General features: G+C 75.4%; 21 protein-coding genes and 1 tRNA gene. 11 read left to right on the forward strand and 11 right to left on the reverse strand.

All coding sequences use genetic code 11. From position 1 onward, the window contains the following. Positions 1 to 2 precede the first annotated feature (2 nt). The 3 genes from larAH to ACOQFB_RS15070 are packed head-to-tail and all read left to right on the forward strand — an operon-like array spanning position 3 to position 7,258. Positions 3 to 1,616, forward strand: coding sequence for an NPN-dependent hydroxyacid isomerase, LarAH14/15/16 family (gene larAH / locus ACOQFB_RS15060; protein WP_059436397.1), 1,614 nt, complete (start codon positions 3 to 5; stop codon positions 1,614 to 1,616). 3 nt (positions 1,617 to 1,619) lie between these two features. After that, positions 1,620 to 6,239: an AMP-binding protein gene (locus tag ACOQFB_RS15065; protein WP_421610894.1), complete on the forward strand. Its 4,620-nt coding sequence runs from the start codon at positions 1,620 to 1,622 to the stop codon at positions 6,237 to 6,239. Beyond that, the gene (locus ACOQFB_RS15070; protein WP_059436395.1) at positions 6,236 to 7,258 is read left to right on the forward strand and encodes an NAD-dependent epimerase/dehydratase family protein; all 1,023 of its coding nucleotides are present in this window, start codon (positions 6,236 to 6,238) and stop codon (positions 7,256 to 7,258) included. Before ACOQFB_RS15065 ends, ACOQFB_RS15070 begins: the two co-directional genes overlap by 4 nt. Before the next feature lie 15 nt (positions 7,259 to 7,273). Here the strand turns inward: ACOQFB_RS15070 and ACOQFB_RS15075 are convergent, their stop codons facing one another. Beyond that, positions 7,274 to 7,588, reverse strand: a complete 315-nt coding sequence (locus ACOQFB_RS15075; RefSeq protein WP_059436394.1) for a hypothetical protein — start codon at positions 7,586 to 7,588, stop codon at positions 7,274 to 7,276. A gap of 184 nt (positions 7,589 to 7,772) precedes the next feature. Between ACOQFB_RS15075 and ACOQFB_RS15080 the strand changes: the two genes are divergently transcribed. Continuing rightward, on the forward strand, positions 7,773 to 8,816 hold the full coding sequence (locus tag ACOQFB_RS15080; protein WP_421610893.1) for an NAD(P)-dependent alcohol dehydrogenase: 1,044 nt from the start codon (positions 7,773 to 7,775) through the stop codon (positions 8,814 to 8,816). Positions 8,817 to 9,022: 206 nt separating this feature from the next. On the opposite strand, the gene ACOQFB_RS15085 is transcribed toward ACOQFB_RS15080, so the two are convergent. The 4 genes from ACOQFB_RS15085 to ACOQFB_RS15100 form a co-directional block, all read right to left on the reverse strand. Beyond that, on the reverse strand, positions 9,023 to 10,573 hold the full coding sequence (locus tag ACOQFB_RS15085) for a methyl-accepting chemotaxis protein (protein WP_421610892.1): 1,551 nt from the start codon (positions 10,571 to 10,573) through the stop codon (positions 9,023 to 9,025). 377 nt (positions 10,574 to 10,950) lie between these two features. Then, positions 10,951 to 11,697: a class I SAM-dependent methyltransferase gene (locus ACOQFB_RS15090; protein WP_421610891.1), complete on the reverse strand. Its 747-nt coding sequence runs from the start codon at positions 11,695 to 11,697 to the stop codon at positions 10,951 to 10,953. 95 nt (positions 11,698 to 11,792) lie between these two features. Beyond that, positions 11,793 to 11,864: transfer RNA gene (locus ACOQFB_RS15095), tRNA-Cys, on the reverse strand. 16 nt (positions 11,865 to 11,880) lie between these two features. Next, positions 11,881 to 12,591, reverse strand: coding sequence for a hypothetical protein (locus tag ACOQFB_RS15100; protein WP_494492268.1), 711 nt, complete (start codon positions 12,589 to 12,591; stop codon positions 11,881 to 11,883). A gap of 229 nt (positions 12,592 to 12,820) precedes the next feature. Between ACOQFB_RS15100 and ACOQFB_RS15105 the strand changes: the two genes are divergently transcribed. Further along, positions 12,821 to 14,161, forward strand: a complete 1,341-nt coding sequence (locus ACOQFB_RS15105; RefSeq protein ID WP_421609308.1) for a hypothetical protein — start codon at positions 12,821 to 12,823, stop codon at positions 14,159 to 14,161. A gap of 396 nt (positions 14,162 to 14,557) precedes the next feature. Here the strand turns inward: ACOQFB_RS15105 and ACOQFB_RS15110 are convergent, their stop codons facing one another. Continuing rightward, on the reverse strand, positions 14,558 to 15,877 hold the full coding sequence (locus ACOQFB_RS15110) for a bifunctional ornithine acetyltransferase/N-acetylglutamate synthase (protein ID WP_059437656.1): 1,320 nt from the start codon (positions 15,875 to 15,877) through the stop codon (positions 14,558 to 14,560). Between the two features lie 54 nt (positions 15,878 to 15,931). Here ACOQFB_RS15110 and ACOQFB_RS15115 point away from each other — a divergent pair, with 54 nt between their 5' ends. Beyond that, positions 15,932 to 17,152, forward strand: coding sequence for a POTRA domain-containing protein (locus ACOQFB_RS15115; protein WP_059437655.1), 1,221 nt, complete (start codon positions 15,932 to 15,934; stop codon positions 17,150 to 17,152). A gap of 112 nt (positions 17,153 to 17,264) precedes the next feature. Next, the gene (locus ACOQFB_RS15120) at positions 17,265 to 18,344 is read left to right on the forward strand and encodes a GTP-binding protein (protein WP_059437654.1); all 1,080 of its coding nucleotides are present in this window, start codon (positions 17,265 to 17,267) and stop codon (positions 18,342 to 18,344) included. 23 nt (positions 18,345 to 18,367) lie between these two features. Here the strand turns inward: ACOQFB_RS15120 and trhA are convergent, their stop codons facing one another. Both trhA and ACOQFB_RS15130 read right to left on the reverse strand, forming a co-directional pair. Continuing rightward, positions 18,368 to 19,027, reverse strand: coding sequence for a PAQR family membrane homeostasis protein TrhA (gene trhA, locus ACOQFB_RS15125; RefSeq protein WP_421609309.1), 660 nt, complete (start codon positions 19,025 to 19,027; stop codon positions 18,368 to 18,370). Positions 19,028 to 19,104: 77 nt separating this feature from the next. Further along, entirely contained in the window at positions 19,105 to 20,157 is a 1,053-nt protein-coding gene (locus ACOQFB_RS15130; RefSeq protein WP_421609310.1) for a DUF4388 domain-containing protein, read from the reverse strand. 170 nt (positions 20,158 to 20,327) lie between these two features. Here ACOQFB_RS15130 and ACOQFB_RS15135 point away from each other — a divergent pair, with 170 nt between their 5' ends. Continuing rightward, positions 20,328 to 21,893 carry a hypothetical protein gene (locus tag ACOQFB_RS15135; protein WP_059437651.1) on the forward strand — a complete coding sequence of 522 codons (1,566 nt, stop codon included), beginning with the start codon at positions 20,328 to 20,330 and terminating at the stop codon, positions 21,891 to 21,893. A gap of 49 nt (positions 21,894 to 21,942) precedes the next feature. On the opposite strand, the gene ACOQFB_RS15140 is transcribed toward ACOQFB_RS15135, so the two are convergent. Together ACOQFB_RS15140 and ACOQFB_RS15145 are read right to left on the reverse strand one after the other, a co-directional pair. Next, on the reverse strand, positions 21,943 to 22,641 hold the full coding sequence (locus ACOQFB_RS15140; RefSeq protein ID WP_272946350.1) for a selenoprotein B: 699 nt from the start codon (positions 22,639 to 22,641) through the stop codon (positions 21,943 to 21,945). A 15-nt stretch (positions 22,642 to 22,656) separates the two neighbouring features. Further along, complete coding sequence (locus ACOQFB_RS15145) at positions 22,657 to 23,160, reverse strand: peroxiredoxin (protein ID WP_237757920.1); 504 nt, start codon at positions 23,158 to 23,160, stop codon at positions 22,657 to 22,659. Positions 23,161 to 23,302: 142 nt separating this feature from the next. Here ACOQFB_RS15145 and ACOQFB_RS15150 point away from each other — a divergent pair, with 142 nt between their 5' ends. After that, entirely contained in the window at positions 23,303 to 23,512 is a 210-nt protein-coding gene (locus ACOQFB_RS15150) for a helix-turn-helix domain-containing protein (protein WP_011420204.1), read from the forward strand. A 66-nt stretch (positions 23,513 to 23,578) separates the two neighbouring features. Here the strand turns inward: ACOQFB_RS15150 and ACOQFB_RS15155 are convergent, their stop codons facing one another. Beyond that, positions 23,579 to 24,100: a peroxiredoxin gene (locus tag ACOQFB_RS15155; protein WP_059437647.1), complete on the reverse strand. Its 522-nt coding sequence runs from the start codon at positions 24,098 to 24,100 to the stop codon at positions 23,579 to 23,581. 75 nt (positions 24,101 to 24,175) lie between these two features. Here ACOQFB_RS15155 and ACOQFB_RS15160 point away from each other — a divergent pair, with 75 nt between their 5' ends. Continuing rightward, on the forward strand, positions 24,176 to 25,081 hold the full coding sequence (locus ACOQFB_RS15160; RefSeq protein WP_059437646.1) for a DUF1028 domain-containing protein: 906 nt from the start codon (positions 24,176 to 24,178) through the stop codon (positions 25,079 to 25,081). Between the two features lie 161 nt (positions 25,082 to 25,242). Beyond that, positions 25,243 to 26,091, forward strand: a complete 849-nt coding sequence (locus ACOQFB_RS15165; RefSeq protein WP_059437645.1) for a metallophosphoesterase — start codon at positions 25,243 to 25,245, stop codon at positions 26,089 to 26,091. The last annotated feature ends 6 nt before the right edge of the window (positions 26,092 to 26,097 follow it).

Consider the following 26,097-nt stretch of genomic DNA (forward strand, 5'->3'; position numbering starts at 1 on the left):
CCATGCGCGAGCCCCGGAGCCTCTCCCGCTTCTACGAGGCGACCGAGCAGATCGTCACCATCGACCGGGACTCGCCGCCGCGCGTGCTCTTCTCCGGCGAGGACCTGCTGGTGGAGGACCTGCCGGTCGGGACGCGGGTGATCTACCCGAAGCCGCCGGTGGAGGGGCTGCCCAACGTGAAGGCGGCCATCCGGAGCGCCATCAACCGGCCGGAGGGGTGCGAGCCGCTCCACGCGATGCTGCGCCCCGGCATGAAGGTCACCATCGCGCTCGACGACATCTCGCTGCCGCTGCCGCCCATGCGCACGCCCGACGTGCGCCAGCAGGTGCTGGAGGTGATCCTGCCGCTGCTGGCGGAGTCCGGCGTGGACGACGTGCACCTCGTCGTCGCGGTGGCGCTGCACCGCCACATGACCGAGGCGGAGATGAAGCGGATGGTGGGCGCGGAGATCTTCGACGCGTTCTACCCGGACCGCTACTACAACCACGACGCCGAGGACCCCGACGGCCTGGTGACGCTCGGCACCACCGAGCACGGCGAGAAGGTCATCATCAACCGGCGCGCCGCCGAGTCCGACCTGCTCATCTACGTGAACGTGAACTTCGTGCCCATGGACGGCGGGCACAAGTCGGTCGGCACCGGGCTCACGAACTACGAGGGCGTGAAGGCGCACCACACGCCGCACCACATCCGCAAGAGCCACTCGTACATGGACCCCGAGCGCTCCGAGATGCACCGCTCGGTGGACCGCATCGGGCGCTACATCGACCGGTCGCTGAAGGTCTTCCACATCGAGACCACCGTCAACAACCGCATGTTCGACGGGCCGATGGACTTCCTCATGAAGCGCGAGGAGGCGTACGGCGAGACCGACCGGCTGAAGCTCGCCGCGCTGCGCGCCGCGCTGAAGGGGCTGCCCGCCGCGGCGAAGCGGAAGATCTTCCAGGCGGTGCCCGCGGCCTACGACATCATCGCGGTGGCGGCCGGCGTCACCGAGCCCACGCACGCGAAGATCCTGAAGGCGAGCTGGGCCCAGTACGCGGTGGACGTGGACTACCAGGCCGACGTGCTGGTGTACGGGATCCCGTTCGTCTCCCCGTACAACGTGAACTCCATCCTGAACCCGCTGCTGGTCCAGGTGATGGCCTGCGGGTACTTCTTCAACTTCTACCGCGGCAAGCCGCTGCTCAAGCCGGGCGGCACGCTCATCCTCGCGCACCCCTGCTCCGACGTGTTCGACCCGGTGGCGCACCCGAGCTACATCGAGTTCTTCCACCGGCTGCTGCCCGAGACCCGCGACGCGAAGGTGCTCGAGGCGAAGTACGAGCGCGAGTTCGCCGAGAACCCGACCTACGTCCACCTGTACCGGACCGGCCACGCGTACCACGGGGCCCACCCGTTCTTCATGTGGTACTGGGGCGAGAACGGGCGGCAGCACATGGGCCGCATCATCGCGGTGGGCGCGGACAACGCGCAGGTGCCGCGGCTGATGGGCTGGGACACCGCCGAGACGCTCTCCGAGGCCATCGACATGGCCCGCTCCGAGCACGGCCGCGGCGCCCAGGTCACCATGATGCACCACCCGCCCATCGTCATGACGCAGAACCTGGGCTGAGCGATGAGCGGCCACGGCAAGAGGACGCGCGGCCCCCACGGCCACCCGCACCCGGCCCTTCCCGGCGGCGCGCCGGCCGGCCCCCCCGCGCTCGACGTGGCGGCGCTGCTGGCCGGGCGCCGGGTGCTCGTCACCGGCGCCACCGGCTTCGTGGGCAAGGTGGCGCTGTCGATGCTGCTCGACCGCTACCCCGAGGTCGGGCGCGTGTTCGTGCTGGTCCGCCCGGGCGCGGGCGGCACCGCCGAGGGCCGCTTCTTCGGCAAGGTGGCGCCGAGCCGGCCGTTCGACCCGCTCCGCGCCCGCCACGGCGCCGGCTTCGACGCGTTCCTGCGCGACAAGTGCGTGCCGCTCGCGGGCGACGTGTCGGACCCGCTGCTCGGGCTGTCGGAGGCCGACCTGGCCCGGCTCGACGGGCTCGACCTGGTGATCAACTCCGCCGGGCTGGTGGACTTCGACGCGTCCCTGGAGCTCGCGCTCGGCGTCAACGTGGACGGCGCGCGCCACGCGGCGGAGCTGTGCCGCCGCACCGGCGCCGGCCTGGTGCACGTCTCGACCTGCTTCGTGGCCGGCAACCGCGACGGGGTGGTGTTCGAGGACGAGGAGATCGCCGGCTACTTCCCCCGGCGCGAGGGCGTGGAGGGCCGCCCGCGCGCCGCCGCGCTGGACGGCGCCGACTTCTCGCTCGAGACCGAGCTCGCCGACGCGGCCCGGCGCATCGCCGAGGTCCGCGCGCTGGCCGACGACCGGGTGCGCCAGTCGGAGTTCCGCGAGCGCGCGCTGGACCGGCTCCGCGAGGAGGGGCGCGCCGCCGCCGACGAGAAGGCGCTGCGGCTCGCCGTCGGGCGCGAGAAGCGGCTCTGGGTCTCGCAGCAGCTCGTCGAGATCGGCCGGACCCGCGCGCTCCACTGGGGCTGGCCCAACACGTACACGTACACGAAGTCGCTCGGCGAGCAGGCCATCGCCGCGGCGGGCGTGCCGTACGCGATCGTGCGCCCCTCCATCGTGGAGAGCGCGCTCCGCTACCCGTTCCCGGGCTGGAACGAGGGGTTCACCACCAGCGCGCCGCTCGCGTTCATGGGGCTGAAGGGGCACCGCTCCTTCCCCGCCGCCGAGAAGGCCATCCTGGACGTCGTCCCGGTGGACCTGGTCTGCGCCGGGATCGTCGCGGCCGCGGCCGAGCTGCAGGAGCGCCGCGGCACCCCGGGCGCCGCGCCCGGCCGCGTGTACCACCTCGCCTCCGGCGACGTGAACCCGCTCTGGGCCCGGCGCGCGGTGGAGCTGACCGCGCTGTACCGGCGGCGCTTCTACCGCGAGCGCGAGGAGGGCAACCGCACCTGGAACCGGCTGCTCTCGCGCGTCGAGCCGTACCCGGTGACCCGCGCCCAGTACGAGGCGTTCTCCGCGCCCGCGCTGGCGGCGCTGGCGCGCGGCGCCGGCAAGCTGCTCCGCGAGCGGGCGCCGTCCTGGGGCGCGCCGCGGCTGTCCGCGCTGGCGCACCGGGCGGGCGAGGCGCTCGACGAGCTGACCAGCCAGCTCGAGAAGACCGAGGCCATCTGGGCGATGTACCTGCCCTTCACCTGGGACAACCGCTACGTGTTCCGCTGCGCGGGCATGCGCGAGCTGCGCGCGCGGCTCTCGCCCGCCGACCGCGCGCGCATCCCGTGGGACCCCGAGGCGCTCGACTGGCGCGCCTACTGGCTCGACGTCCACCTGAAGGGCATGGAGGAGTGGGTGTTCCCCGGCCTGGAGGAGGAGGCCGAGAAGCGGGTCCACGCGCCCAAGGCGCACCGCGACCTGCTCGAGCTGCTCGACTCCGCCTGCGAGCGCTGGCGCGACCGCACCGCGCTGCGCCTGGAGGGCGCCGCCAAGGACCGCCTCACGTACGGCGAGCTGCACGCGCTCTCCGGCCGCGTGGCCGCGTTCCTGGCCGCGGCCGGCGTGGCGAAGGGCGACCGGGTCCTGCTCGCGAGCGAGAACCGGCCGGAGTGGGCGGTGGCCTACTTCGGCATCCTGCGGGCCGGCGCCGCGGCGGTGCCGGTGGACCCGAAGCTGTCCGAGCCGGAGCTGGCCAACCTCTGGCGGAGCGCCGGCGCCCGGCTCGCGCTCCTCTCCGACGACGCCGCCGACGCGCTGCCCGGCCTCGGCGCGCTCGCCGCCGCGGCGGTGCCCGAGGCGCGGGTGGTCGCGCTCGGCGAGGCGCTGCGCGGCGGCCCCGCGGTGCCGTCGATCCGCCTGTCGCCGGACGACCTCGCCTCGCTCATCTTCACGAGCGGCACCACCGGCACGCCCAAGGGCGTGATGCTCTCGCACCGCAACTTCGCCTCGCTGGTCGCGAAGCTGGTCACGGTGTTCGACCTCGGCCCCGGCGACGGCATGCTGTCGGTGCTCCCGCTGCACCACACCTTCGAGTTCACGTGCGGCCTGCTCGTGCCGCTCTCGCGCGGCGCCGAGGTGGAGTACCTCGACGAGCTCACCGCCGACCGGATCGGCGACGCGCTCGGCTCGGGCCGCGTCACCGCCATGATCGGCGTGCCGGCGCTGTGGGCGCTCCTGCACCGGCGCATCACCCAGGAGCTGGCCGCGAAGCCGGGCGTGGTGGAGCAGGCGTTCCGCGGGCTCATGAAGGGCAACGCGGCGCTGCGCGACTCGGCGCTCGCGTGGAACCTGGGCAAGGCGCTGTTCTGGCCGGTGCACCGCCGCTTCGGCGGGCGGCTGCGGCTGCTCGTGTCCGGCGGCTCGGCGCTCGACCCGCAGGTCCAGGACGCGTTCCGCGCGCTCGGCTTCGACATGTACGAGGGCTACGGCCTCACCGAGGCCGCGCCGGTGCTGGCGGTCTCGAAGCCCGGCGGCGACGCGCCGGCGGGCAGCGTGGGGCCGGCGCTCCCCGGGATCGAGCTGCGCATCGCCGACCCCGACGCGAGCGGCGTGGGCGAGGTGCTGGCCCGCGGGCCGAACGTGATGCTGGGCTACTGGCGCGGCGCCGCACCGGGCCAGGGCGCGGGGGTGGACCCGGCGCTCAGCGGGCAGGTGCTCGAGGACGGCTGGCTCCGCACCGGGGACCTCGGCAGGCTCGACGCCGACGGCAACCTCACGCTGGTCGGGCGCAAGAAGGACGTCATCATCGACGCGAACGGGAAGAACGTCTACCCGGACGAGGTCGAGGAGCGCTACCGCGACGACGCGCTGGTGAAGGAGCTGTGCGTGGTCGGGCTGCCCGACGGCGCGGCCGAGAAGGTCGCGATGATCGTGGTGCCCGAGTACGGCGAGCGCGACCGGGCCGAGGTCCGCGCCGAGCTGGACGCGCACGTGCGCGCGGTCTCCGCCTCGCTCCCGTTCCCCCAGCGTGTGAAGGTGTGGCACGTCTTCGAGGGCGACCTCCCGAAGACCTCCACCCGCAAGGTGAAGCGGCCGCTGGTGCGCGAGGAGCTGATGCGGCTCGAGGCCGCCGCGGCCCGGGGCCGGCGCGCGCGCGAGGAGGCGCGCGACGCGCAGGGCGAGGGCTGGGTGCTCGACCTGCTGGCCGAGGTGTGCCGGCGCCCGCGCGCCGAGATCGGGCCCGACTCGCGCCTGCAGGCGGAGCTCGGGGTGGACTCGCTCATGCTCACCGAGCTGTCCGCGGCGCTGGAGGAGGCGGGCGTGCCGCCGGCGGCGCTGGAGGGGCTGCACGCGGTGCAGACCGCGGGCGAGCTGGCCCGCGCGGTGGGCGGCGCGGCCCGGCGCGGCGCCGAGCGGCCCCCGGCGCGCGAGGCGACCGCCGCGAAGGCGCCCGGCGCGGCGAAGGACGACGGGGAGATCCCGGTGCCCGCGACGGTGGCGCGCCTGGGGCGGCGGGTGCTCTCCGCCGGCCAGCGCGCGCTCTACCGCGACCTCTACCGGGCGCGGGTGGTCGGCGCGGCGCACGTGCCCCACGACCGCAACGTGCTGGTGGTCGCGAACCACGCCAGCCACCTCGACATGGGCCTGGTGAAGGTGGCGCTCGGCGACGAGGGGAAGCGCCTCGCGGCGCTGGCGGCGAAGGACTACTTCTTCGACACGGCGCTGAAGCGCGCCTACTTCGAGAACTTCACCAACCTCATCCCCATGGAGCGCGACGGCGCGCTGAAGGCCAGCCTGCGCGCGGCGGCCGAGGCGCTGCGGCGCGGCTACCACCTGCTCATCTTCCCGGAGGGCACGCGCACCCGCGACGGCGCGATGCGGGCGTTCTACCCGACCGCCGGCTACCTCGCGCTGCAGTGCGACGTGGACGTGCTCCCGATCTACCTGGCGGGCACGCACGAGGCGCTGCCGCCGGGCCGGGCCCTGCCGCGCCGCGCCGACCTCGAGGTCCGCTTCGGCGAGCCCATCCGCGTGGACGACCTGCGCGCGCAGACCGCCGGCCTGGCGCGGGGCGACGCGTACCGGGCCGCCACGCAGGTGATGGAGGCCGCGGTGAAGGGGCTTCGCCAGGCCTGGCTCGAGGAGCACGGGGCGGCGCCGCCCGCCCCGGCGGGCGAGCGCACCGGTTCCGGGTCCGCCGCGCCGGCCGCGCGCGCTCCGGCCGCCGCGGCCGAGCCCGCCGAGCCCGCCGCCCCGGGCGCCGGCCCGGCGCCGCGGCACCGCCCCGGGCGCCCGGAGGACGCGTGAACCTGCTCGTCACCGGCGGCACCGGGTTCCTCGGCGCCGCGCTCGTCCCGCTGCTCGCCCGGGCCGGCCACCGCCTCCGGCTGCTGCAGCGCTCGGCGGCGCCGGAGGCCGAGGCGCTCGGCGCCGACGTGCGCCGCGCCGCGCTCGAGGACGCCGAGGCGGTCCGGGCCGCGCTCGACGGGGTGGACGCGGTGTTCCACCTCGCCGGCCAGGTGGACTTCGATCCCGCCGAGCCGGCGCGCCTGTACGAGCTGCACGTGCAGGGCACCCGCCGGCTGCTGGAGGCCTGCGTCGCCGCGGGCGTGCGGCGCGTGGTCCTCGCCTCCACCTCCGGCACCATCGCCGTGTCGAAGGAGGAGCGGGTCGCCACCGAGGCCGACCCCTACCCCATCGCCGCGGTGGCGGGCTGGCCCTACTACCTCTCCAAGATCTTCCAGGAGAAGGCCGCGCTCCGGATCCACCGCGACACCGGGCTCCCGCTGGTGGTGCTGAACCCGTCGCTCCTGCTCGGCCCGGGCGACACCCGCCTCTCCTCCACCGACGTCGTGTTCAAGTTCCTGGAGCGGCGCATCCCGGCGATGCCCACCGGCGGCCTCTCCTTCGTGGACGTCCGCGACGCGGCGCGCGCGTTCGCGGCGGCGCTCGAGCGCGGGCGGCCCGGCGAGCGGTACCTGCTCGGCGGCGCGAACCTGAGCTTCCGCGACTTCTTCGGCCGCCTGGAGCGGCTCTCGGGCGTGCCCGCGCCGCGGCTGGCGCTGCCGGGGGGCCTGAACGTCGCCGGGGCGCGGCTGCTCGAGAAGCTCTCCGGGTGGCGCGGCGCCGAGGCGCCCATCGACGCGCCCTCGGTCGAGATGGGCGAGCACTTCTGGTACTGCGACTCGCGCAAGGCGGAGGAGGCGCTCGGGTTCTCGGCGCGCGATCCGCAGGAGACGCTCTTCGACACCGTGCAGTGGCTGGAGAAGAACGTCCGCGCGCGCAAGGCGCCGGAGACCGTGGCCGAGCTGCTCCGCGGGCGGTGAGCGCGCGCGGCGGCGCTACATGGTGCCGCCGCTCACGTCGCGCACCTTGCGGATGGCGGCCACCCCGCAGCGCTCGCCGCAGGCGCTGCAGATCTCGTAGGTCACCTGCTTCACCACCAGCACGTCCGGGTGCTGCTCGGCGGGCGCGAGCCGCGCGCCGCAGCCCGGGCACGTCAGCTCGGTGGCGCGCTCGCGGCGGGGCAGCACCAGCGAGCGGCGGCGATCCGCCGGGCAGCGGCTGCACTCCACCCCGTACAGCCAGCCGGTCTCCTGCGCGGGCGGCACCTCGTCCAGATCGACGCCGCAGTACTGGCACAGCTCGGTGGCCATCCCCGTCGTCTAACGCCGCCTCCCCGCGCCGGCCAGCCTCCCCGGCCCGGCGGCGCGACCGGCGGCCGCACGCCGACGGGCGAGCCCGACCGCCCCGCCGCGCCCGCGCGCGAATTTCGCTGCGGCGCGGGCGCCCGGCGCTAGATCCGTCCCCCTCGAGATCGTCTACAGGAGGCAACACCACATGACTCAGGTCAAGGCCTGGGCCGCGCCGGCCGCCGGCGCGCCCCTCGTCCCCCACGCCATCGAGCGCCGCGAGGTGGGCGAGCGCGACGTCCTCATCGACGTCGCCTACTGCGGCGTCTGCCACTCGGACCTCCACCAGGCGCGCGACGAGTGGGGCGGGGCCACCTTCCCGATGGTGCCGGGCCACGAGATCGTCGGCCGCGTCGCCCGCGTCGGCGCGAAGGTCACGCGCTTCCGGCCCGGCGATCACGCCGGCGTCGGCTGCCTGGTGGACTCGTGCCGCACCTGCGAGCCGTGCCGGCGCGACCTCGAGCAGTTCTGCGAGCGCGGCCCGGCCTGGACCTACAACAGCACCGAGATGGACCGCCGGACGCCGACGCACGGCGGCTACTCGAAGCAGGTGGTGGTGACCGAGGACTTCGCGCTGAAGGTCTCGCCGTCGCTCGACCTCGCCGCGGCCGCGCCGCTCCTCTGCGCCGGCATCACCACCTACTCGCCGCTGCGCCACTGGAAGGTGGGGCCGGGCCAGAAGGTCGGCGTGGTCGGCCTGGGCGGCCTCGGCCACATGGCGGTGAAGCTCGCCGCGGCGATGGGCGCGGAGGTCACCATGCTCAGCACCTCGCCGGGCAAGGAGGCCGACGCGCGACGCCTGGGCGCGAGCGGCTTCGCGCTGACCCGCGACGACGCCAACTTCCGCCGGCTGCACAACCACTTCGACTTCATCCTCGACACCATCTCGGCGCCGCACGACTACGACAGGTACCTGGGGATGGTGAAGGTGGACGGGGCGATGGTGCTGGTGGGCGTGCCGCCCGAGCGCACCCCCCTGCACGCGCACTCGCTCATCGGCGGCCGCCGCACGCTGGCCGGCTCGCTGATCGGCGGCATCGCCGAGACGCAGGAGATGCTGGACTTCTGCGCCGAGAAGCAGGTCGTCTCGGACGTGGAGGTCATCCCGATCGAGAAGATCAACGAGGCCTACGAGCGGATGATCCGCGGCGACGTGCGGTACCGCTTCGTCATCGACCTCGCCTCGCTGTAGCCGTGCGCCGCCGTCACGCCGGGTGCGTGTCACCCGGCGTGATGTGCGCGCGTGTGCTCCACGACAATTCGCGCGTCCGCGCGTGCGAATCCTTGCGCGAGGACGCTGAGTAAACTAGGTTTCGTCCTCCCGGCGCGCAGGGGCCCTGCGAGTTGCAGGCAACCCCCCAGCCACTTCTTGCTCCCCCTGCGCCCGGGGCTCTCCAGTCACCGCCCCGAGGCTGGCACGTGCTGCGGCGGCTGCGCGGCGACCGCGGCGCGAGCGCCCTCGCGCTTCACCTGGAAGAACGAGATGAGCTGCTGCAGCCCCTCCGCCTGCGACGCCATCTCCTCGGCGGTGGAGCTGAGCTCCTCGGCGGCGGACGCGTTCCGCTGCGTCACCTGATCGACGAGCGCCATCGCCTTCGAGACCTGCCCGACGCCGGCGGACTGCTCCCGGGAGGCCGCCGCCACCTCGTGGACCAGCGCCGCGGTCCTGCGGATCGCCGGCACCAGCGTCTCGACGAGCTCGCCCGAGCGCTCGGCGGCCGCGACGCTCGACCCGGCCAGGCCGCCGATGTCCTGGGCGGCCCTCTGCGAGCGCTCCGCGAGCTTCCGGACCTCGGTCGCCACCACGGCGAACCCCCGGCCGTGCTCTCCCGCCCGCGCGGCCTCGATGGCCGCGTTCAGGGCGAGCAGGTTCGTCTGGTAGGCGATCTCCTCGATGATCGAGATCTTCTCCACGATCGCCTTCATCGCGCCGACGGTCTGCCGGACCGACCTCCCGCCCTCCTCCGCGTTCGCGGCGCTCTCGTTCGAGGCCGCCTCCGTCGCCCGGGAGCTCTCCGCGTTCTGGGTGATCGACGCGCTCATCTCCTCGAGCGACGCCGTCGTCTCCTCCACGCTGCTCGCCTGCTCGCCGGTGCCCTGCGAGAGCGCCTGGGACGTCGCGGAGACCTGCTGCGAGGCGCCGGCCAGCGCCTCCGCGCCGCTCCGGACCTCGCCGATCACCTGGGCCAGCTTCTGCGCCATGGCGCCCAGCTCCGCGTGGAGCTGACCGACCTCGTCGCGACGATCGGCCGCGACGGTCACCGTCAGGTCGCCGCGCGAGATCGCCGCCGCGACCCGGACGGCCTCCCGCAGTGGAGCGGCGATGCTCCGCGCGAGGACCACGGAGACGAGGACGAAGGCCGCTGCGGCCGCGACGATCGTGGCGATCACCACCTGCCTCACCACGGCCGTCGCGTGGAGGGCGGCCTCCTCGCTCCTCGAGAACGCGCGCCGCTGCTCGTCGCGGAGCTCGAGGATGACCTGCTTCACCTCGCGCCACACCGGCGTCTCCTTGCCCACCAGGACCGCGACGGCCTCGTCGCGGTCGCCGGCCTCGGAGAGCTTCATCACCTCCTGCTTGAGCACGTGGTCCGCGGCCCAGAGGCGGTCGACGTCCTGCAGCCGGGCCTTCAGCTCGGGAGGCGCGAGCTGCCGCGCGTCCTCGAGGGTCTTCGAGAACGCCTCGTGCGCGTCCCGGTAGTTCTTCTTGGCGGTGCCGTCGGCCGGGTTGAGCAGGACGTTGCGGGTCGCCTGCCCGGTCTGCAGGCCCGCCGAGTACATCGACTCGAGGCCGACCAGGAGATCGAGGTCGCTCCCGGCCATGCGGCCGATGGTGGCGTCGCTCGCGCGCCCTTGCACCAGCGCGGCGGAGGCGACGGCGAGGAGCGCGAGGGAGGCCACGACGACGAGGAGGGCGAGCTTGGTGCGGATCTTCAGGTTGGCGAGCATGTCGGTATCCCGTGAGGAGCCTCGGCGTGCGGTCCACCCGGCCCCCGCGCATGCGTTCATGCAGGAAGCGTGTCGACGCACCAGGTCGGCGAGCGGAGCGTCCGGGGGCGACCGGCGATGTGCGCCGCCGGGACCGGTGTGAGCGGCCGCCGGCGACCCGGCGACGTCTGCGTTCCTCGCGGGCGCGGCCGCCTGCCGCAGACAGGGCCTCGGGACGCGCCACGAAGCGCCCTCCGCGCCACGAAGCGCCCTCCGCGCGGCGAGATCCCTCCGGCGGCGGCCGAGGCTCGAGCAGCCGCACCCGGCGAAGCCCGGCGCCGCGAACCTGGCTCACCCAGGTGGTGACGGCCCGGGTGCTTCAAGACCTGCGAGCGAGTTCACTCACCGTGCGCATCCCCGCGGGCCGACACGAGCAGCATCATCGGGCGCCGGCGCTCGTCCTTCCAGTCCGGGTGCACCTCCAGGAGCTCCGGCGGCGGCTGGGGCTCGACCAGCCGCTCCAGGCGGAACCCGGCCTCGAGCACCGAGTCCACCCAGGTGGCGACGGTCCGGTGGTGCTTCACGACGGTCGCACCCATCCACGTCGTCGTGCGCGGCCCCTCGTCCTGGTAGCGGTCCACCGGCCAGTGGCGCCGCGCGCCGTCCGGTCCCAGGCACCAGTCCTGCTCGGCGCGGGCGGTGAAGATCGGATGCTCCACCGAGAACACCAGCGCGCCTCCCGGGCGAAGCCACGCGCGGACCTGCGCGAGGACCTTCGGCAGGTCGGCCACGTAGTGGAGCGCCAGCGAGCTGATCACCACGTCGAACGACGCGGGCGGGAGCTCGAGGTCCTCGATGGCCGCGTGCACGTAGCTGAGCCTGGCGTCGGCGCCCAGCGCCCGCGCGCGCTCGAGCATCCGCTCGGAGACGTCGACGCCGACCACGGCGCTCGCGCCCTGCTCCAGCGCATGGCGGCAGTGCCACCCGAAGCCGCAGCCGAGGTCGAGCACCCGCTTCCCACGGAGCTCCGGCAGCAGCTCCCGGAAGGCGGTCCACTCGCCGGCCTCGGCCAGGCCGCCGACGGACCGGGGCATCCGGCTGTAGTTCGTGAACACGACGGCGTCGTCGTACCTGTTGTCGGCCATGGGTCTGCTCCGGGCCCGTCGACGGCTGCTCCCACCTGCCCCAACGACGAAGGGCGCCCGACGGGCGCCCTCCTGGATTCCTCGTGATGTTCGAGAGGCACCGGGCGGATTCGAACCGCCGAATACGGGTTTTGCAGACCCGGGCCTTACCACTTGGCGACGGTGCCGTGCCGGGTCAGCCTTTTATAGGAGCCCCGCTGCGCCGTCAACGCGGGCGGGCGAGCGGTATCCGGCCGCGTCGGCCTGGGCGGGCGCCCGGGCGTCCGGGCGGGCGCGGACCTCGGCGCGGGCGACCCGCAGGCCGCGGGCGCGGAGCGCGGCGGCGAGGCCGGGGAGCTCGGCCCGGGCGGCGTGCGCGAGCGCGGCGGCGGGGCGGAGCGTCAGCTCGATGCCGCCGGCGCCGGCGCGCAGGTCCACGCCCAGCGCGGACCCGAACGCGAGCGTCAGCGCGGAGCCGTCGGCCCGCTGCGCCGCCTCGATCGCGGCGGGCAGCGCGCGGACGGTGGCGCGGAGCGCGGCGACGTCGGCGGCGACAGGTGCGGGGGACCCGCCGGCGAGCGTGGCCGCGGCCGCCGGCGCCTGGGCGGCGGCGGCCGCGGAACCGGCCTCGTCGAGGCCCGCGCGCCCGGTCGGCGCGCCCGCCGCGCGCGGCGCGCCGCGCCCCGGTCCTCCGGCGCGCGGCCCGTCTCCCGCCGCGCCCTCCCCTTCCCCGCGCGCCGCCTCCCCGCGCCACCGCCCCGCGCGCGCGGCGTCGGCGGCGCCGTCCCGGGCACTCTCACCGGCCCGCCGCGCCCGCTGCAGGGCCTCGTCGAACCGCCGACCGGCGTCGCGCGCCTCGCGCCGTCCGGCCGCCTCGCGCGCCTCGGCGCGCCCTCGCTCCGCGGCGGCGATCACCGGACGCTCCCGGCGCCGGCCGCGCTCCGAACGTTCTCGATCGTGGACATGCGCGTCGCGAATGCACCGCCGGTGCCGGCGCGCACGCTCGCAACCGCGCATCGGTTCCTGGGGATGCAGCCGCCCAACGTCCGCCCGGCGACCGGGGGCGTCCGCGGCCCGGACGGGCGCCGGCAGATCCGTTTCGCAGGCGGTGCGTTCACCCCTGCGAACCACCCGGAGGAACGCCATGACCCGACGCCGCGCCCTGCCCTTCCGCCTCCTCGCCCTCGGAACCGCCCTCGCGCTCCTCGTGCCGCCGGCCGCCGCCTCGGCGCGGCGCGGCGACCCGCGCCCCGAGCCCTATCCTGCCGTGGTCCAGCGCGTGGCCGGGATGGTCTCGGATCCCGAGGCCCGCCGCGCGGCGGAGGCGCACGGGCTGAACCTCGTGAACGTCACCTGGGAGGACACCGGCCGCTGGCAGGGCTCGTCGCTCGGCCCGAACATCAGCGACGTGACGCTGGAGGTCGTCTCCGAGGACGGCGACGCCCGCAAGCTCGCGCTCATGCCGGTGCTCCGCTTCCCGAACTTCGCCGACCGCACCGCCGACGTGCCGCTCGACCGGATCTGGCTGCGGGTGGGCAACGCGCGCGAGGGCGGGCGCGAGCGCGTCATCACGCTCCGCGAGCTGCTCGCCGACCCGGCGCGCTGGCTGTCCTCGCCGCGCGACGGCGCCATCCGCGGCGGCTCCCTGCTCGCGCCGCGCGACACGCACGCGCTCGTCTCCGCGCAGGCGGCGTTCCTGCCCGTGCCGCGCCAGGGCCGCGCCACCTTCCACCCGGTGATCTTCAACTACCAGTCCACCGCCGGCGACCCGGCGGTCCTCACCATCCTGGTGACGCGCCAGGGCACCTCGCTCACGGTGGTGGACAACGCGCGCGACACCGTCTCCGGCGGCGCGAGCTGGGGCCAGCGGCTGTTCTTCAACGCGGGCGGCGAGCGCGCCCCGCTGACCGCGGAGCGCCTCTCCGACGTGCGCGGGCGCGGCACCACCATGAACGGCGAGGACGCCGCCCAGCTGGGCGACGACGCGAACGTGCTCATGCTGGTGCAGGTGCCGCTGCGCCGCCGCGAGCCGCCGCGCCGCGCCCAGGTGTACGAGCAGGCGCCCATGGCCGCCGCGCCCGCGCCGCAGGCGAAGTCGATGGGGGCGCCGGCGCAGGACCTCGAGACGGCGGTGCTGGGCCACGGCGCGCTGGACGGCCCGTACACCGAGCTCGCCGGGCTCGCCGTCGAGCGCGACCCGCGCTTCCCGGTGCGCGTGACGGTGCAGTTCTACCAGGCGACGGCGAGCGGCCGGATCGGCGACGCCGAGGTGGCGCGCCTCGCCGCGCAGATCCGGCGGGTCTACGAGAAGGGCGACTACGTCGGCTCGCTGGTGGTGCCCGGCCCCGGCGACGCGCGCCGCCCGACCGCGTGGACCCCCGCGCCGCCGCCGCCCCGCTGCGGCGGCTGGGAGCAGGACTTCCCCGGCCTCGCCGAGCGCTGCCGCCGGTACGGCACGCCGCGCCCGGCCATCGGGATCCGCTGAGCCGGCGAGCCCCATCCGCTCGCCCCTCGACAGGCTCGGGGTGAGCGGATGCTCGGCGCAGCGGAGCTTCGGGATCCGCTCGTGGTGAGCCCGTCGAACCACGAGCGTCACGCGGCGGATCGAGCCCCACCCGCTCGCCCCTCGACAGGCTCGGGGTGAGCGGATGCTCGGCGCAGCGGAGCTTCGGGATCCGCTCGTGGTGAGCCCGTCGAACCACGAGCGTCACGCGGCGGATCGAGCCCCACCCGCTCGCCCCTCGACAGGCTCGGGGTGAGCGGATGCTCGGGGCAGCGGAGCTTCGGGATCCGCTCGTGGTGAGCCCGTCGAACCACGAGCGTCACGCGGCGGAACGAGCCCCATCCGCTCGCCCCTCGACGGGCTCGGGGGTGAGCGGGTTCAGCTCCGGTAGTCGGCGTTCTCGGTGACGTACTCGTGCGAGAGGTCGCCGCCCAGGACGTCGCAGCCGCCGGCGCCCATCCCCAGGTCGATCTCGATCTCCACCCGCCGCTCGTGCGGCGGGTGGTCGATCGGCGGCCGGAAGGAGACGCCGTCGGCGGGCGGCGTGCTGGCGTACAGCTCCGCCGCCTTCATGTGCGCCACCAGCCGCCGCTCCTTCTCCGGGTCGAGCCGCATGGCGCCGCCCTCCAGCACCACCTCGCCGCCCACCCGCATCACCGCGCGCGCCGGGTCGAGCGCGATCCCGGCCGCGCCGGCGACCTTTCCCACCGCGCACAGCAGCCGGCCGACGTTCGGGTCGTTCCCGTTCACGGCGGCCTTGAGCAGCGGCGAGTTCACCACCGCCTTGCCCACCAGGTGCGCCGCCCCGTCCGACGGCGCCCCGCGGACCGCCACGCGCACCACGTGGTGCACGCCCTCGCCGTTCCGGACCACGTCCTCGGCGAGGTCGCCGCACACGCGCGCGAGCGCCGCGGCGAAGTCGTCGGCCGGCGGCGCCGGGCGCCGGCGCGAGGAGAGCAGCACCACGGTGTCGGAGGTGCTCGTGTCGGAGTCCACCGAGATGCGGTTGAAGCTGCCCTCCACCGCCCGGTCCAGCGCGGCGCGGAGCGCGTCGCGCGGCACGTCGAGATCGGTGAGGAGGTACACGAGCATGGTCGCGAGGTTCGGCTCGACCATCCCGGCGCCCTTCGCGAACCCCACGATGCTCCCGCCGCCCACCTCGGCCCGGCGCAGCTTCGGGTAGAGGTCGGTGGTCATGATCGCCTCGGCGCCGGGCAGGGCCGAGGCGCCCTGCAGCGCCGCCGCCGCGGCGGGCAGCGCCTCCACCATCCGGTCCACCGGCAGCCGCCAGCCGATGACGCCGGTCGAGGACGGCAGGACCTCCTCAGGCGCGAGCCCGAGCAGCCGCGCCGCCTCGGCGCAGACGCGCTCGGCGGCCTCGACGCCGCCCGGCGCGCACACGTTCGCCACCTTGTTGTTGATCACCACCGCGCCGAGCGCCGCGCCGTCCAGCCGGCGGCGCCCCACCAGCACGGGCGCGCCCGGGAACGCGTTGCGCGTGAACTTCGCCGCGAACGCGGGCGTCGGCCGGTCGAGCGCGATGAGCGTGAGCCGCATGCGGCCCGGCTTCGGGACCTCCACCGGCACGAACTCGAACGCGCAGGTCCCGATGCGGAAGCCCTCCGGCAGCGCGGACCGGGACTCGAGCCAGGCCCGGTGCTCGGCCCGGGTCGCGAACGTCAGCGAGGTGGACGCCATGCGCGCCTGTTTATCACGGTGGACGGCGGGCCGCCCCCCGACTAGACACCCGCGATGCTCGCGCTCCAGGGGCTCTGCCTCCTCCTCGCCGCGCAGCTCGCCGCGGGCGGCGAGCCGGCGGTGGTGCGCGAGATCTCCGTCACCGGGAACCAGCGCACCGCCACCGCCTACGTCCGGCAGGCGCTCGAGCTCGACGTGGGCGACCGGTTCGACGGCGACGCGGCCGCGCTCGAGCAGCGCCTGCTCAACCTCCGGCTGTTCAAGGGCGTCCGGGTGACCCCGCGGCCGGACGGCGACGGCGGCGTGGCGCTCGAGGTGGACGTCCAGGAGCGGTGGACGCTGCTGCCCATCCCCATGTTCACCTCCTCGGGCGGGGAGACCGGCGGCGGCCTGCTGCTGGTGGAGACGAACCTGTTCGGATGGGGGAAGCAGCTGGTGGCGGGCGGGACCCTGTCCACGCGCGGCGCGACGGGGATGGCCGGGTACTGGGATCGCGCGGTGGCCGGCACGCGCTGGACGGTGGACGCATTCGCCCTGCGCCAGGAGGCGCGGCGCGAGCGGACCGACGGCGGCGACGTGGTCTACGCCTACCGCGACGCGCGCACCGACCTGTCGGCGGCGCTCGGGCGCCGGCTCACCGAGCGGCTGTCGGTGAGCGCGGGCTGGTTCGGGCTGTGGACGGACGCGGGCGCCGAGGACGGCTGGGCCCCGCCCGCGGACGTCGGGCCGGCCCGCGGCCTGGTCGCGTCGGTGGCGTACGACGGGAGCGACTTCCACCTGTTCCACGAGCGCGGCGTCACCGCGCGCGTCCGCTACCGCCACGCCGCCGCGGCGCTCGGGGGCGGGCGCGACCTGCGCCAGGCCGAGGCGCGCGCGAGCTGGGGCGGCGCGAACCGGCTCGGCCACGCCTGGTCGATCGGGATCGCCGGCCAGGGGGTCGAGGGGGACGCGGCGGTGGACGCGCTGCGCCTGGGCGGCGGGCCCGGCGCGCGCGGCTTCCCGGTGGGCGGGCTGTGGGCCGAGCGCGCCGCCAGCACCGCGCTCGAGTACGCGGTGCCGATCTGGAGGCCGCGGTGGGGCGTCGCGACCGGCGTGGCGCTGCTCGACGCCGGCGTCGCCCGCTGGCGCGGCGATACGACGCGGTACGTCGCGCCGGGCCTGGGCCTGCGGCTGCACGTCGCCGACGTCGCCCTGCCCGCGCTCGGGCTCGACGTGGCGTGGTCCACCACCGCCGCGGCGCCGGTGGCGAGCTTCGTGGTCGGCTACCGGATGTGAGCCGGCCCGTCGCCGGACCGGCGACCCGCGCGCACCTCCACCTTCACCCCCGGGCGCGGCGGGGGCCGTGCCCACCTCGCCATCCCCCGGGCGACGGCTACAATGCGCGGCCGTGTCCACCGTCAACGCGCTCGCGCGCGAGATCTCGGCCAAGATCGTCTATTACGGCCCCGGCCTGTCCGGGAAGACGACCAGCCTCCAGCAGATCCACGCGAGCGTGCGGCCGGAGAGCCGCGGCCAGCTGGTGAGCCTCTCCACCGAGGGCGACCGGACGCTGTTCTTCGACTTCCTGCCGCTCAAGTCCGAGCAGGTGCGCGGGCTCACCCTGCGGCTGCAGCTCTACACGGTCCCGGGCCAGGTCTTCTACGACGCCACCCGCAAGCTGGTGCTGAACGGCGCCGACGGCGTGGTGTTCGTGGCCGACTCGCAGGCGTCGGTACTCGACTCGAACCTGGAGTCGTTCGCGAACCTCGAGTCCAACCTGGCCGAGATGGGCATCGACCTGCCCGCGTTCCCGCACGTCCTCCAGTACAACAAGCGCGACCTGCCCGGCGTGCTGCCGGTGGCCGAGCTGCGGCGCCAGCTCAACCTGCTCGGCGCGCCGGACTTCGAGACGGTGGCGAGCCGCGGCGAGGGGCTGCTCGCGGCGCTGAAGGAGATCACGCGACGCGTGGTGAAGGATCTCGACGCGCGCCACCCGCACCGCGCCGCCCCGCGGCAGGGCTTCTCCGGCGGCGGCTCCGAGCTGGCCTCCCGGATCTCCGCCGCGGCCGAGGCGCCCGAACCGGCCGCCCAGGGTGTCGCGGCGCCCGCCGGCCGCCCGCCCGCGCCCCGCGCCGATCCCTCCGCACCCGAGGCGTACCGCGACCGCGGCCAGCTCCTGGGCCTGTCCTTCGCGCGGATGTTCCCGGGGCGCGGCGCCGCGCTCGCCGACGTGGAGCACGACCTCCGCGAGCGCTCCTACGGGCCGGCGGCGCGGCGCGCCGCGGAGGCGGTCGCGGAGCTCCTCGCCGGGCTGCGGGTGGACGAGGCGGCGCCGGCGGCGCGCGCCACGCTGCTCGGCCTGGACGGGCGCGAGTTCCTGCGCCTCGGCCGGATCGCGGCGAAGCCGGACGCGGCGGTCACCGAGCCGGAGGCGCTGTTCGCGCTGCACCTGCTCGTGGCCGCGATGGTGAAGCTCGAGCGGATCTGAAGGACCCGCTCGCGCCGGGCGCCTCAGCCGATCCGGCGCAGCGCGCTCACCACCACCGCGAAGTGGAGCGCGGCCGCCGCGATCACCATCGCGTGGAAGACCTCGTGGTACCCGAACACGCCCGGGAACGGGTTGGGCCGCTTGGTGGCGTAGACCACCGCGCCGAGGCTGTACACCAGGCCGCCGAGCCCGAGCAGCACCAGCCCGCCCGCGCCGGCCGCCTGCGCCACGGCCGGCAGGAGCGGCAGGATGAGCCAGCCGAGCAGCACGTACAGGGCCGCGCTGAGCCAGCGCGGCGCCTGCGGCCAGAGCACCGCGCGGAAGATGCCGAGCACCGCGCCGGTCCACACCAGCGCCAGCACCGGCGTGCCCCGCTCGCCCAGCAGCAGGCACATGGGCGTGTAGGTGCCGGCGATGAGCAGGAAGATGGCGGAGTGGTCGAGGCGCCGCATCAGCAGGCGCGGCCGCGGCGACCACATGGGCCGGTGGTAGAGCGCGCTCACGGCGAACAGCGTGAACAGCGACGCGCCGTACACGTGGGCGGCGACGCTGGCGCGGCCCGGCGGGGCCGTGAGCGCCATCGCCACCCAGGCGGCGAGCGACAGCGAGGCGGCGATCTCGTGCGAGACGCCGCGCAGCAGCGGCTTCCCGGGGCGCACCGCGGGGTCGATCACCCGTTCCATGGACCTCTCCCTCCGGAACAGGATTAGTCCGCCCGCGTCACGCGCGTGTCACCGGCCTGCGTCGCCCACGCGGGTTCCTACGCCGAGCCGGGGCCGCCGCGCCGCAGCCCGCGCGCGGGTGGCGCGGCGCCGTCGCGCAGGTCCACCAGCCCGAGCCGGACGAGCTTCCGGAGCGACTTGAGGGTCTCGACCTCGCGCAGGGGGCAGGACAGGGCGACGCTGGCCACGTCCCACGCGCCGTTCACGCGCGAGGCGACCTCGCGGTCGATGTTCCCGAGCCGGCGGCCCGCGGGCGACTCCAGCGAGGCGGGGCCGCCGAGCAGCACCGGGACCGCCATCGGCGACAGCTCCTCGTACAGCGCCGCCACCTGCTCGCGCTCGGCCTCGCGCAGCAGCGCGCGCACCCGGCGATCCGACGGATCGGCGGCGAGCAGGCTGCGGAACACGATGGCCGCCTCGTCGAACTGCCGCTCGCCGACGAGCAGCTGCGCCTTGTCGATGAGCGACGAGACCGGGTCGGCGTGCGCGGCCACGCCCTCCACGTGGGCCAGCCCGAGCTCCCGGAGCGCCTCGATGCGGCGGAGCGTGGCGGGGCGCGAGAGGTGGAGCGCGAGGCGCGCCTCGGCGATCGACACCCGGCGCCGCGCCGCCTCCAGCAGCGCGCGCTGCCCCGGCGTGCGCGGCGCGCCGGCGCCGTCGGCGCAGAGCAGCGCCGACTCGGACGGATAGCGCCGGTCGAGGTCGGGCCACTCGTCCAGCCGGCGCAGCCCCTCCAGCGTCATCTGCCCGATGGAGAGGTCGAGCGGGACGCCGTCCTCGAACCCGGCCGCGCCGTCCACCAGCGCGAAGCGGCCGCCGGGCGGCGCCAGGAACAGGTCCACGATCCGGTCGGCGCAGGCCTCCGGCCAGAGCGCCTCCGGCGGCTCGGCGTGGTGCCAGCCGGCGAGCGTCCCGAGGCCCACGTGCTCGGCGGGCGGGCGGGCGGCCGCCCGGATGCGGCGGTCCTGCACCTGGAGCCAGAAGCGCGCGCCGTCGCCCGAGTCGATCTCGAGCACGCCGTCGCGGCGGCCCTGGTCGAGCCACTGGAACAGGTCCGGGAGCGGGAAGGTGGCGAGATCGCCCTGGAGCACCGGCGGATTCTGGCACGGCCCGCGGGGCGGGGCGAGCCCGCCGCCGTCCGGCAGGGGCGAGGGCGGCAGAGGGGGCCTCCCCGCGAGCGCGGCTTGGCCCGTTTCACCGCGGGGCCCAGCTTTCCCGGCGCACACGAGCGGCCGCCGGGCCGCGGGAGCGAGGGCGGGGCATGCGAGGGTTCTGGCTGGCGGTGGGGCTGGTGGCGGGCGCGGCGCTGGCCGCGCTGACGGCGTGCGGGTCCGGCTCGTCCAAGCCGAAGCCGTCCGACCCGACCCCGGTCTGCGACGGCACCTGCCCGGTCGCGCCGGGCTGTCCGGCGCTCCCGTGCCCTCCGCCTCCGCCGCCCCCGCCGCCGCCGGTCGAGCCGCCCGCCGCGGTGGGCGGGTTCACCTTCTACGGCGAGGCGCAGGGGCTCACCGCGGACGTGAGCGACGCCTCGGCGGACGAGGGCGGGAACGTGTACGTGGCGGGCGGGGCGGCGCTGTTCGTGAAGCGCCGCGACGACCGCGACTTCGTCCGGGTGGACCCGGCCGCGGCCGGCCTCACCGCGAGCTGCCACGACCCGGCGGAGATCGCGGTCGCGGCGCCGCAGAGCCCGGCCGCCGTCTGCCCCATCATCTCGGTGGCGGGCGCGGCCGCGGGCGCGGCGGTGGTGGGCTACCGCGGCGTGGGCTCGGACTACGACTACGACGCGGAGTGGGCGCGGCGCTCGGGCGGCGCCGACGTGGTGGCGTTCGACGGGACGCGGGTGACGCTGCAGCGCCACGTGTTCATCGCCTCGCCGCCGGGCGTCGTCTGCGAGCACTGGGACAACAGCAACTACCCCCAGGTCCCGTGGAACACCGTCTGCGGCGAGACCTGGTCCGACTCGACCTGGGTGTCCGGGAGGCGCGGCAAGGGCCGGGTGGTGCACCGGATCGTGGTGAACCACGACGCCGGCCGCCCGCTCTCGCAGGGCGACGTCTACCTCGGCTCCTCGCACGCGGTGCTCTCGATCCTGGCGGCCCACCCGGAGCAGCGCGGCTGGCTCGACTACATCAAGGGCGACGCGGCGTTCGCCGACAGCTTCGCCGTCTTCGAGCACGAGCACCCCGCCATCACCGGCAGCGACGGCCGCTTCCTCACCGGCGAGTCCACCGGCCTCGCGCTCGACCCGATCGCGAACGTGCCCTGGTTCTCGAACGAGGTCCGGACCGCGAGCCTGCCCGACTACGCGACCATGAACCGCCCGAGCTGGAACGGCTGGTGGGGCAGCATGGCGCCGCCGACGCCGCACGCGACGTTCTTCGGCGGCGATCCGGCGGACGACACGTACTGGGACAACGTCTCCGGGCTGACGTTCTGCGACGACGGGACGCTGTGGGTCGCCTCGGCGGGCAAGGGCATCGCGCGCGTGACCATCGACCGGGCGAAGACCGTGAGCGATCCGGCGAACGCGTTCTCGGTGCAGCGCATCGACCTGCCCGCCGGCACCGGCAACCAGGCCAGCGCCATCGCCTGCGATCCGTCGGACGGGTCGATCTGGGTCGGCTTCGGGTGGGGCGGCTTCGGGCGCTACAAGGACGGCGCGTGGCTGGCCTCGGGGACGGTGCCGCAGGGCGCGCCGCGGATGGCGTGGAACCCCGTGCGCAGCATCCAGATCGACCGGTGGGCGTCGCCGCGCATGGTGTACCTCGCGCACGGGCCCAGCCAGAAGTACGGGCCGGGCGGCGTGACGGTGTACGCGGGCCCGTGACGGGCGCGTCCCCGTCCCGCGCCGGCGCGCGGGGCGGGGCGGGGCGCCTTCACGCGTAGTCGCGCACGACCACCTGGCCCGGGCGCGGCTCCGCGGTGAGCAGCGCGAGCGCGTCGGTCAGGATCCACTTCTGCAGCGCGGCGTCGCCGGCCCGGCCCAGCGAGTGGCCGGCGACGAAGCCGCGCGGGCACAGCGCCCGCGGCGGCCTCGCCTGCAGCGTCTCCTCCGGCTCGACCGTGATCACCACCGTCGGGATGCCCACCAGCTCGATGCTGCGCTGCACGGTGACCACCGTGCGGTGGCACAGCCGTCAGCCGCCGGTGAGCAGCACCGCGCCCGGCCGCTCGCGGTCGATCTCCCGGACCAGCGCCGGGATGGTCCGCTCGCGCAGCTCGCGCAGCGCCTGGCTGTAGCCGAGCGAGAAGTGCCGGGCGGTGAGCCCGCCCACCCGCCCGTCCCGCGCCAGCTCGCGGACGCGGTCGATGGGGAACACGCAGTTCAGGTCCGCGTCCACGCAGGCGTGGTCGTAGTGCGTGTCGTCGTAGCGGAGGTCCTTCGCCTCGGCGTCGCCGGGGATGGCGCGCCAGGTGGTGTCGCCGCCGGTGTCGAACGGACGGTCGGAGGCGAGCCGCACCGCCGCGGTGGAGACGAGGCAGATCGTCGCCTCCTCCAGCCTGCCGGCGAACGGCGTGAACGGCACGCAGTAGCGGGACAGCTCGAGCGGCCTGGGCGCGGCTTCGTCCGCCATGGCGGTCCTCCTCGGCTACTTCAGCTTGTCGAGCGCCTGCATGATCTTGTCGGTGGGGGGCTGCTCGCCGATGTCGTGGATGTCCACGTAGGCGACCTTGCCCTGCCGGTCGATCACGAAGATGGCGCGCTCGGCCTGGCCGGAGTCGCCGCGCAGCACGCCGTACGCCGAGCACACCTGGCCGTGGGGCCAGTGATCCGAGAGCAGCGGGTACGACAGGCCGCCCATCGACTTCGCCCACGCCTCGTTGGTGAACACCTGGTCGGTGGAGATGCCCAGGACCTGGGCATTGCGCCGCTCGAACTCGGAGAGATCCTCCTCGTACGAGGGCATCTGCACCGTTCAGACCGGGGTGAACGCGGCCGGGTAGAACGCCAGCACCACGTTCTTCTTCCCGCGGTATTCCGAGAGCTTCACCTTCCGTCGAGCGGCGCCCTTGCCCGCGGTGTCGCCCGTCGCCATCAGCTCGAAGTCGGGCGCCTCGTCGCCGACCTCGACCTTCCAGATCGCCTTCGCCATCCGCTGCTCCTTCCCGTGGGGGATCGGAGGCTGATCATGTTCACGGCCGGGCGCTGGGGCCATCACTGTGGGTCGAGAACGACCGGGGACAGACCCGAAAAGGACGCTGCTGCTGTGGGACCCCTTTGCTAACTGTCGCGCCATGGATCTCCTGACGCGCTTTGCCGGCAACGTGCGGCGCCTCCGCTCGAAGAAGAACCTCTCGCAGAAGGCGCTGGCCGACAAGGTCGGGATCTCCGTGTCGTACGTCTCGATGCTGGAGCGCGGGCAGCGCTCGCCGCCGCTCGAGACCATCGAGAAGATGGCGAAGGCCCTCGGCGTCCCGCCGGCCGCGCTGCTCGGCGGCCGCTAGCCCCGGCCCCGCCCGACACCCCGATCCCCGGCCCGTCCCTCCCCGCCTCGTCGCGGGCGCCGCGGCTCAACGTCCCAGCGTCGGCGCGCCCGGCCTCCACTCGGCCGGCGCCTTCTCGCCCGTCTCGAGCGCCTCGAGCACGCGGACGATCTCAGAGATCGACCGGCCCACCCTGAGGTTGTGGAACGCGGCGTACTGCACCACGCCCTCCGGATCCACGACGAAGGTGGCCCGCGCCGCCACCCCCTCCCGCTCCAGCAGGGCGCCGTACGCGCGCGACACCGCCCGGTCCGGATCGGCCGCGAGCGGGAACGCCACCTCGCCCAGCTTCTCCTCGATCCACCTGCGGTGCGTGTCGAGGTCGTCCACCGAGATGCCGATCGCCTCGGCGCCGAGCGCGCGCAGCTCCGGCATGCGCTTCGAGAGCTCCAGCACCTCGGTCGGGCAGACCGCGGTGAAGTCGCGCGGGTAGAACAGCAGCACGCCCCAGCGGCCGGCCAGCGCGGACAGCGAGACCTCCACCGGCTCGCCCCGCCCGCGCACCGCCCGCAGCTTGAAGTCCGGCGCCCTGTCGAGGATGCTCGCCACGTTCCCTCCCGCCCGGCGTCCCGAGGAGCGCTACCTTCGGCCCCGCCGGTCGGCGCGTCAACCCCGGAGGTCACGGTGATCGCTCCCCTGCTCGCGCTCGCGCTCGGCACCTTCAGCATCGTCGCCGCCGATCCGGCCACCGGCCAGATCGGCGTGGCGGTGCAGTCCAAGTTCCCTGCGGTGGGCGCGCTCGTCCCGGCCGCGCGCGCCGGCGTCGGCGGCGTGGCGACGCAGGCGCTCGCGAACGAGGCCTGGCGCGCGGAGGCGCTGCGGCTGCTCGCCGCGGGCGTGCCGGCGGAGGAGGTGGTGAAGCGGCTGGTGGCGGCGGACCCGCAGGCCGCCGACCGGCAGATCGGGCTGGTGGACGCGAAGGGGAACGCCGCCGCGTACACCGGCGCGCGGTGCTTCGACCACGCCAGCCACGTCACCGGCCCGGGGTTCTCGGTGCAGGGGAACATCCTCGCCGGGCGCGCGGTCCCGGAGGCGATGGCCCGCGCCTACCAGGCGGCGCGCGACGCGGGCAAGCCGCTCGCCGAGCGGCTCCTCGCGGCGCTCGCGGCCGGGCAGGCGGCGGGCGGCGACCGGCGCGGCCAGGAGAGCGCGGCGTTGCTGGTGGTGAAGCCGGGCGGCGGGTACGGCGGCTCCGGCGACGTCTGGGTGGACCTGCGCGTGGACGACCACCCGCAGCCCATCGCCGAGCTCACCCGGCTCTACCGCGACGTGCACCAGTTCTACTTCGGCGAGACGCTGCGGGCGGTCCCGCTCGACGCGAAGGTCGCGCGCGAGGTGCAGGGCCTGCTCCTGCGGCTCGGGTTCCTGAAGCCGCCGGCCGCGCCGACCGGCGCCTGGGACGCGGCCAGCCAGCAGGCCCTGGAGGACTTCCAGGGGTGGGAGAACCTGGAGGGCCGCACCCGCAAGGACGGCACCGTGGACGAGGTGGTGCTCGCGCACCTCCGCAAGGTCGCCGCCCGAAAGCGCTGAGCGGCCGGGGCGTTGAACATCCGGCCGGGCCGGCGCGTCGCTCCGAGGCGGGACCCTCGGCGTGGCGGCGGTGCCCGGGCGTGGAATCGCTTCCGCCGGCGGGAGGTTCCTACCTTCACGCGGCGCGGCATGGGGCCGCCAAGGCGGGAGGAGCGGGCTCGATGGATTCGTTCGGACGGCGGCAGTTCCTGAAGGGTGCGGCGTTGCTGGGCGCGGCCGGGGCGGCCGGCCTGGTGCCCGCCGCCTCGCGCGCCGCCGAGCCCCGGCTCCCCGACACCGACCCGGTGACGTTCGAGGTGCCCGGCCTCGACCCCGCCCACGACGGCCTGCGCGTGGCGCAGCTCTCCGACCTCCACGTCGGCCCGCGCACGCCCGCCGCCACGGTCCGCGCCGCCATCGAGGACGCGAACGCGTTCGCGCCCGACCTGGTGGTGCTGACCGGCGACTACCTCTCGCACAGCCGGCGCGAGCTCGCCGCCATGCGCGACCTGCTCGGCGGCCTGGTGGCCCCCACCATCGCGGTGCTCGGGAACCACGACGTCTGGGTGGATCCCGACGGCGCGGCCGGCGCGCTGAAGGGGCACGGGTACGAGGTGCTGGAGAACGGGTGGACCTCGATCCGGCTGCGCGGCGCGCCGCTGCACGTGGTCGGCGTCGGCGACCACCTCACCCGGCGCGACGACGTGCAACGCGCCGTGAAGGGCCTGCCGCCGGGGGCCGCGCCGCTGGTGCTCGCGCACGGCCCGCGCACCGCGGACAAGCTGCGGCACCTCGACCGCCCCATGGTCTGCCTCTCCGGCCACACGCACGGGGGGCAGATCAACATCCCCATCATCACGCCGCTGTTCCTCGCCAGCGTGGCCCGCGAGCCGTACGTGCGCGGCCGCTACCAGCTCGGCGCCGTTCAGCTGTACGTGAACCGCGGGATCGGCATGTCGGGCATCCGGGTGCGCGTGAACGCGAGCCCGGAGGTCACGCTCGCCACCCTGCGCCGCGCCGAGCCGGCCTGAGGCCGG

Origin of the sequence: Anaeromyxobacter sp. Red801 (genome assembly GCF_049201065.2) — a bacterium.
In the GTDB taxonomy this organism is placed as follows: Bacteria; Myxococcota; Myxococcia; order Myxococcales; family Anaeromyxobacteraceae; genus Anaeromyxobacter.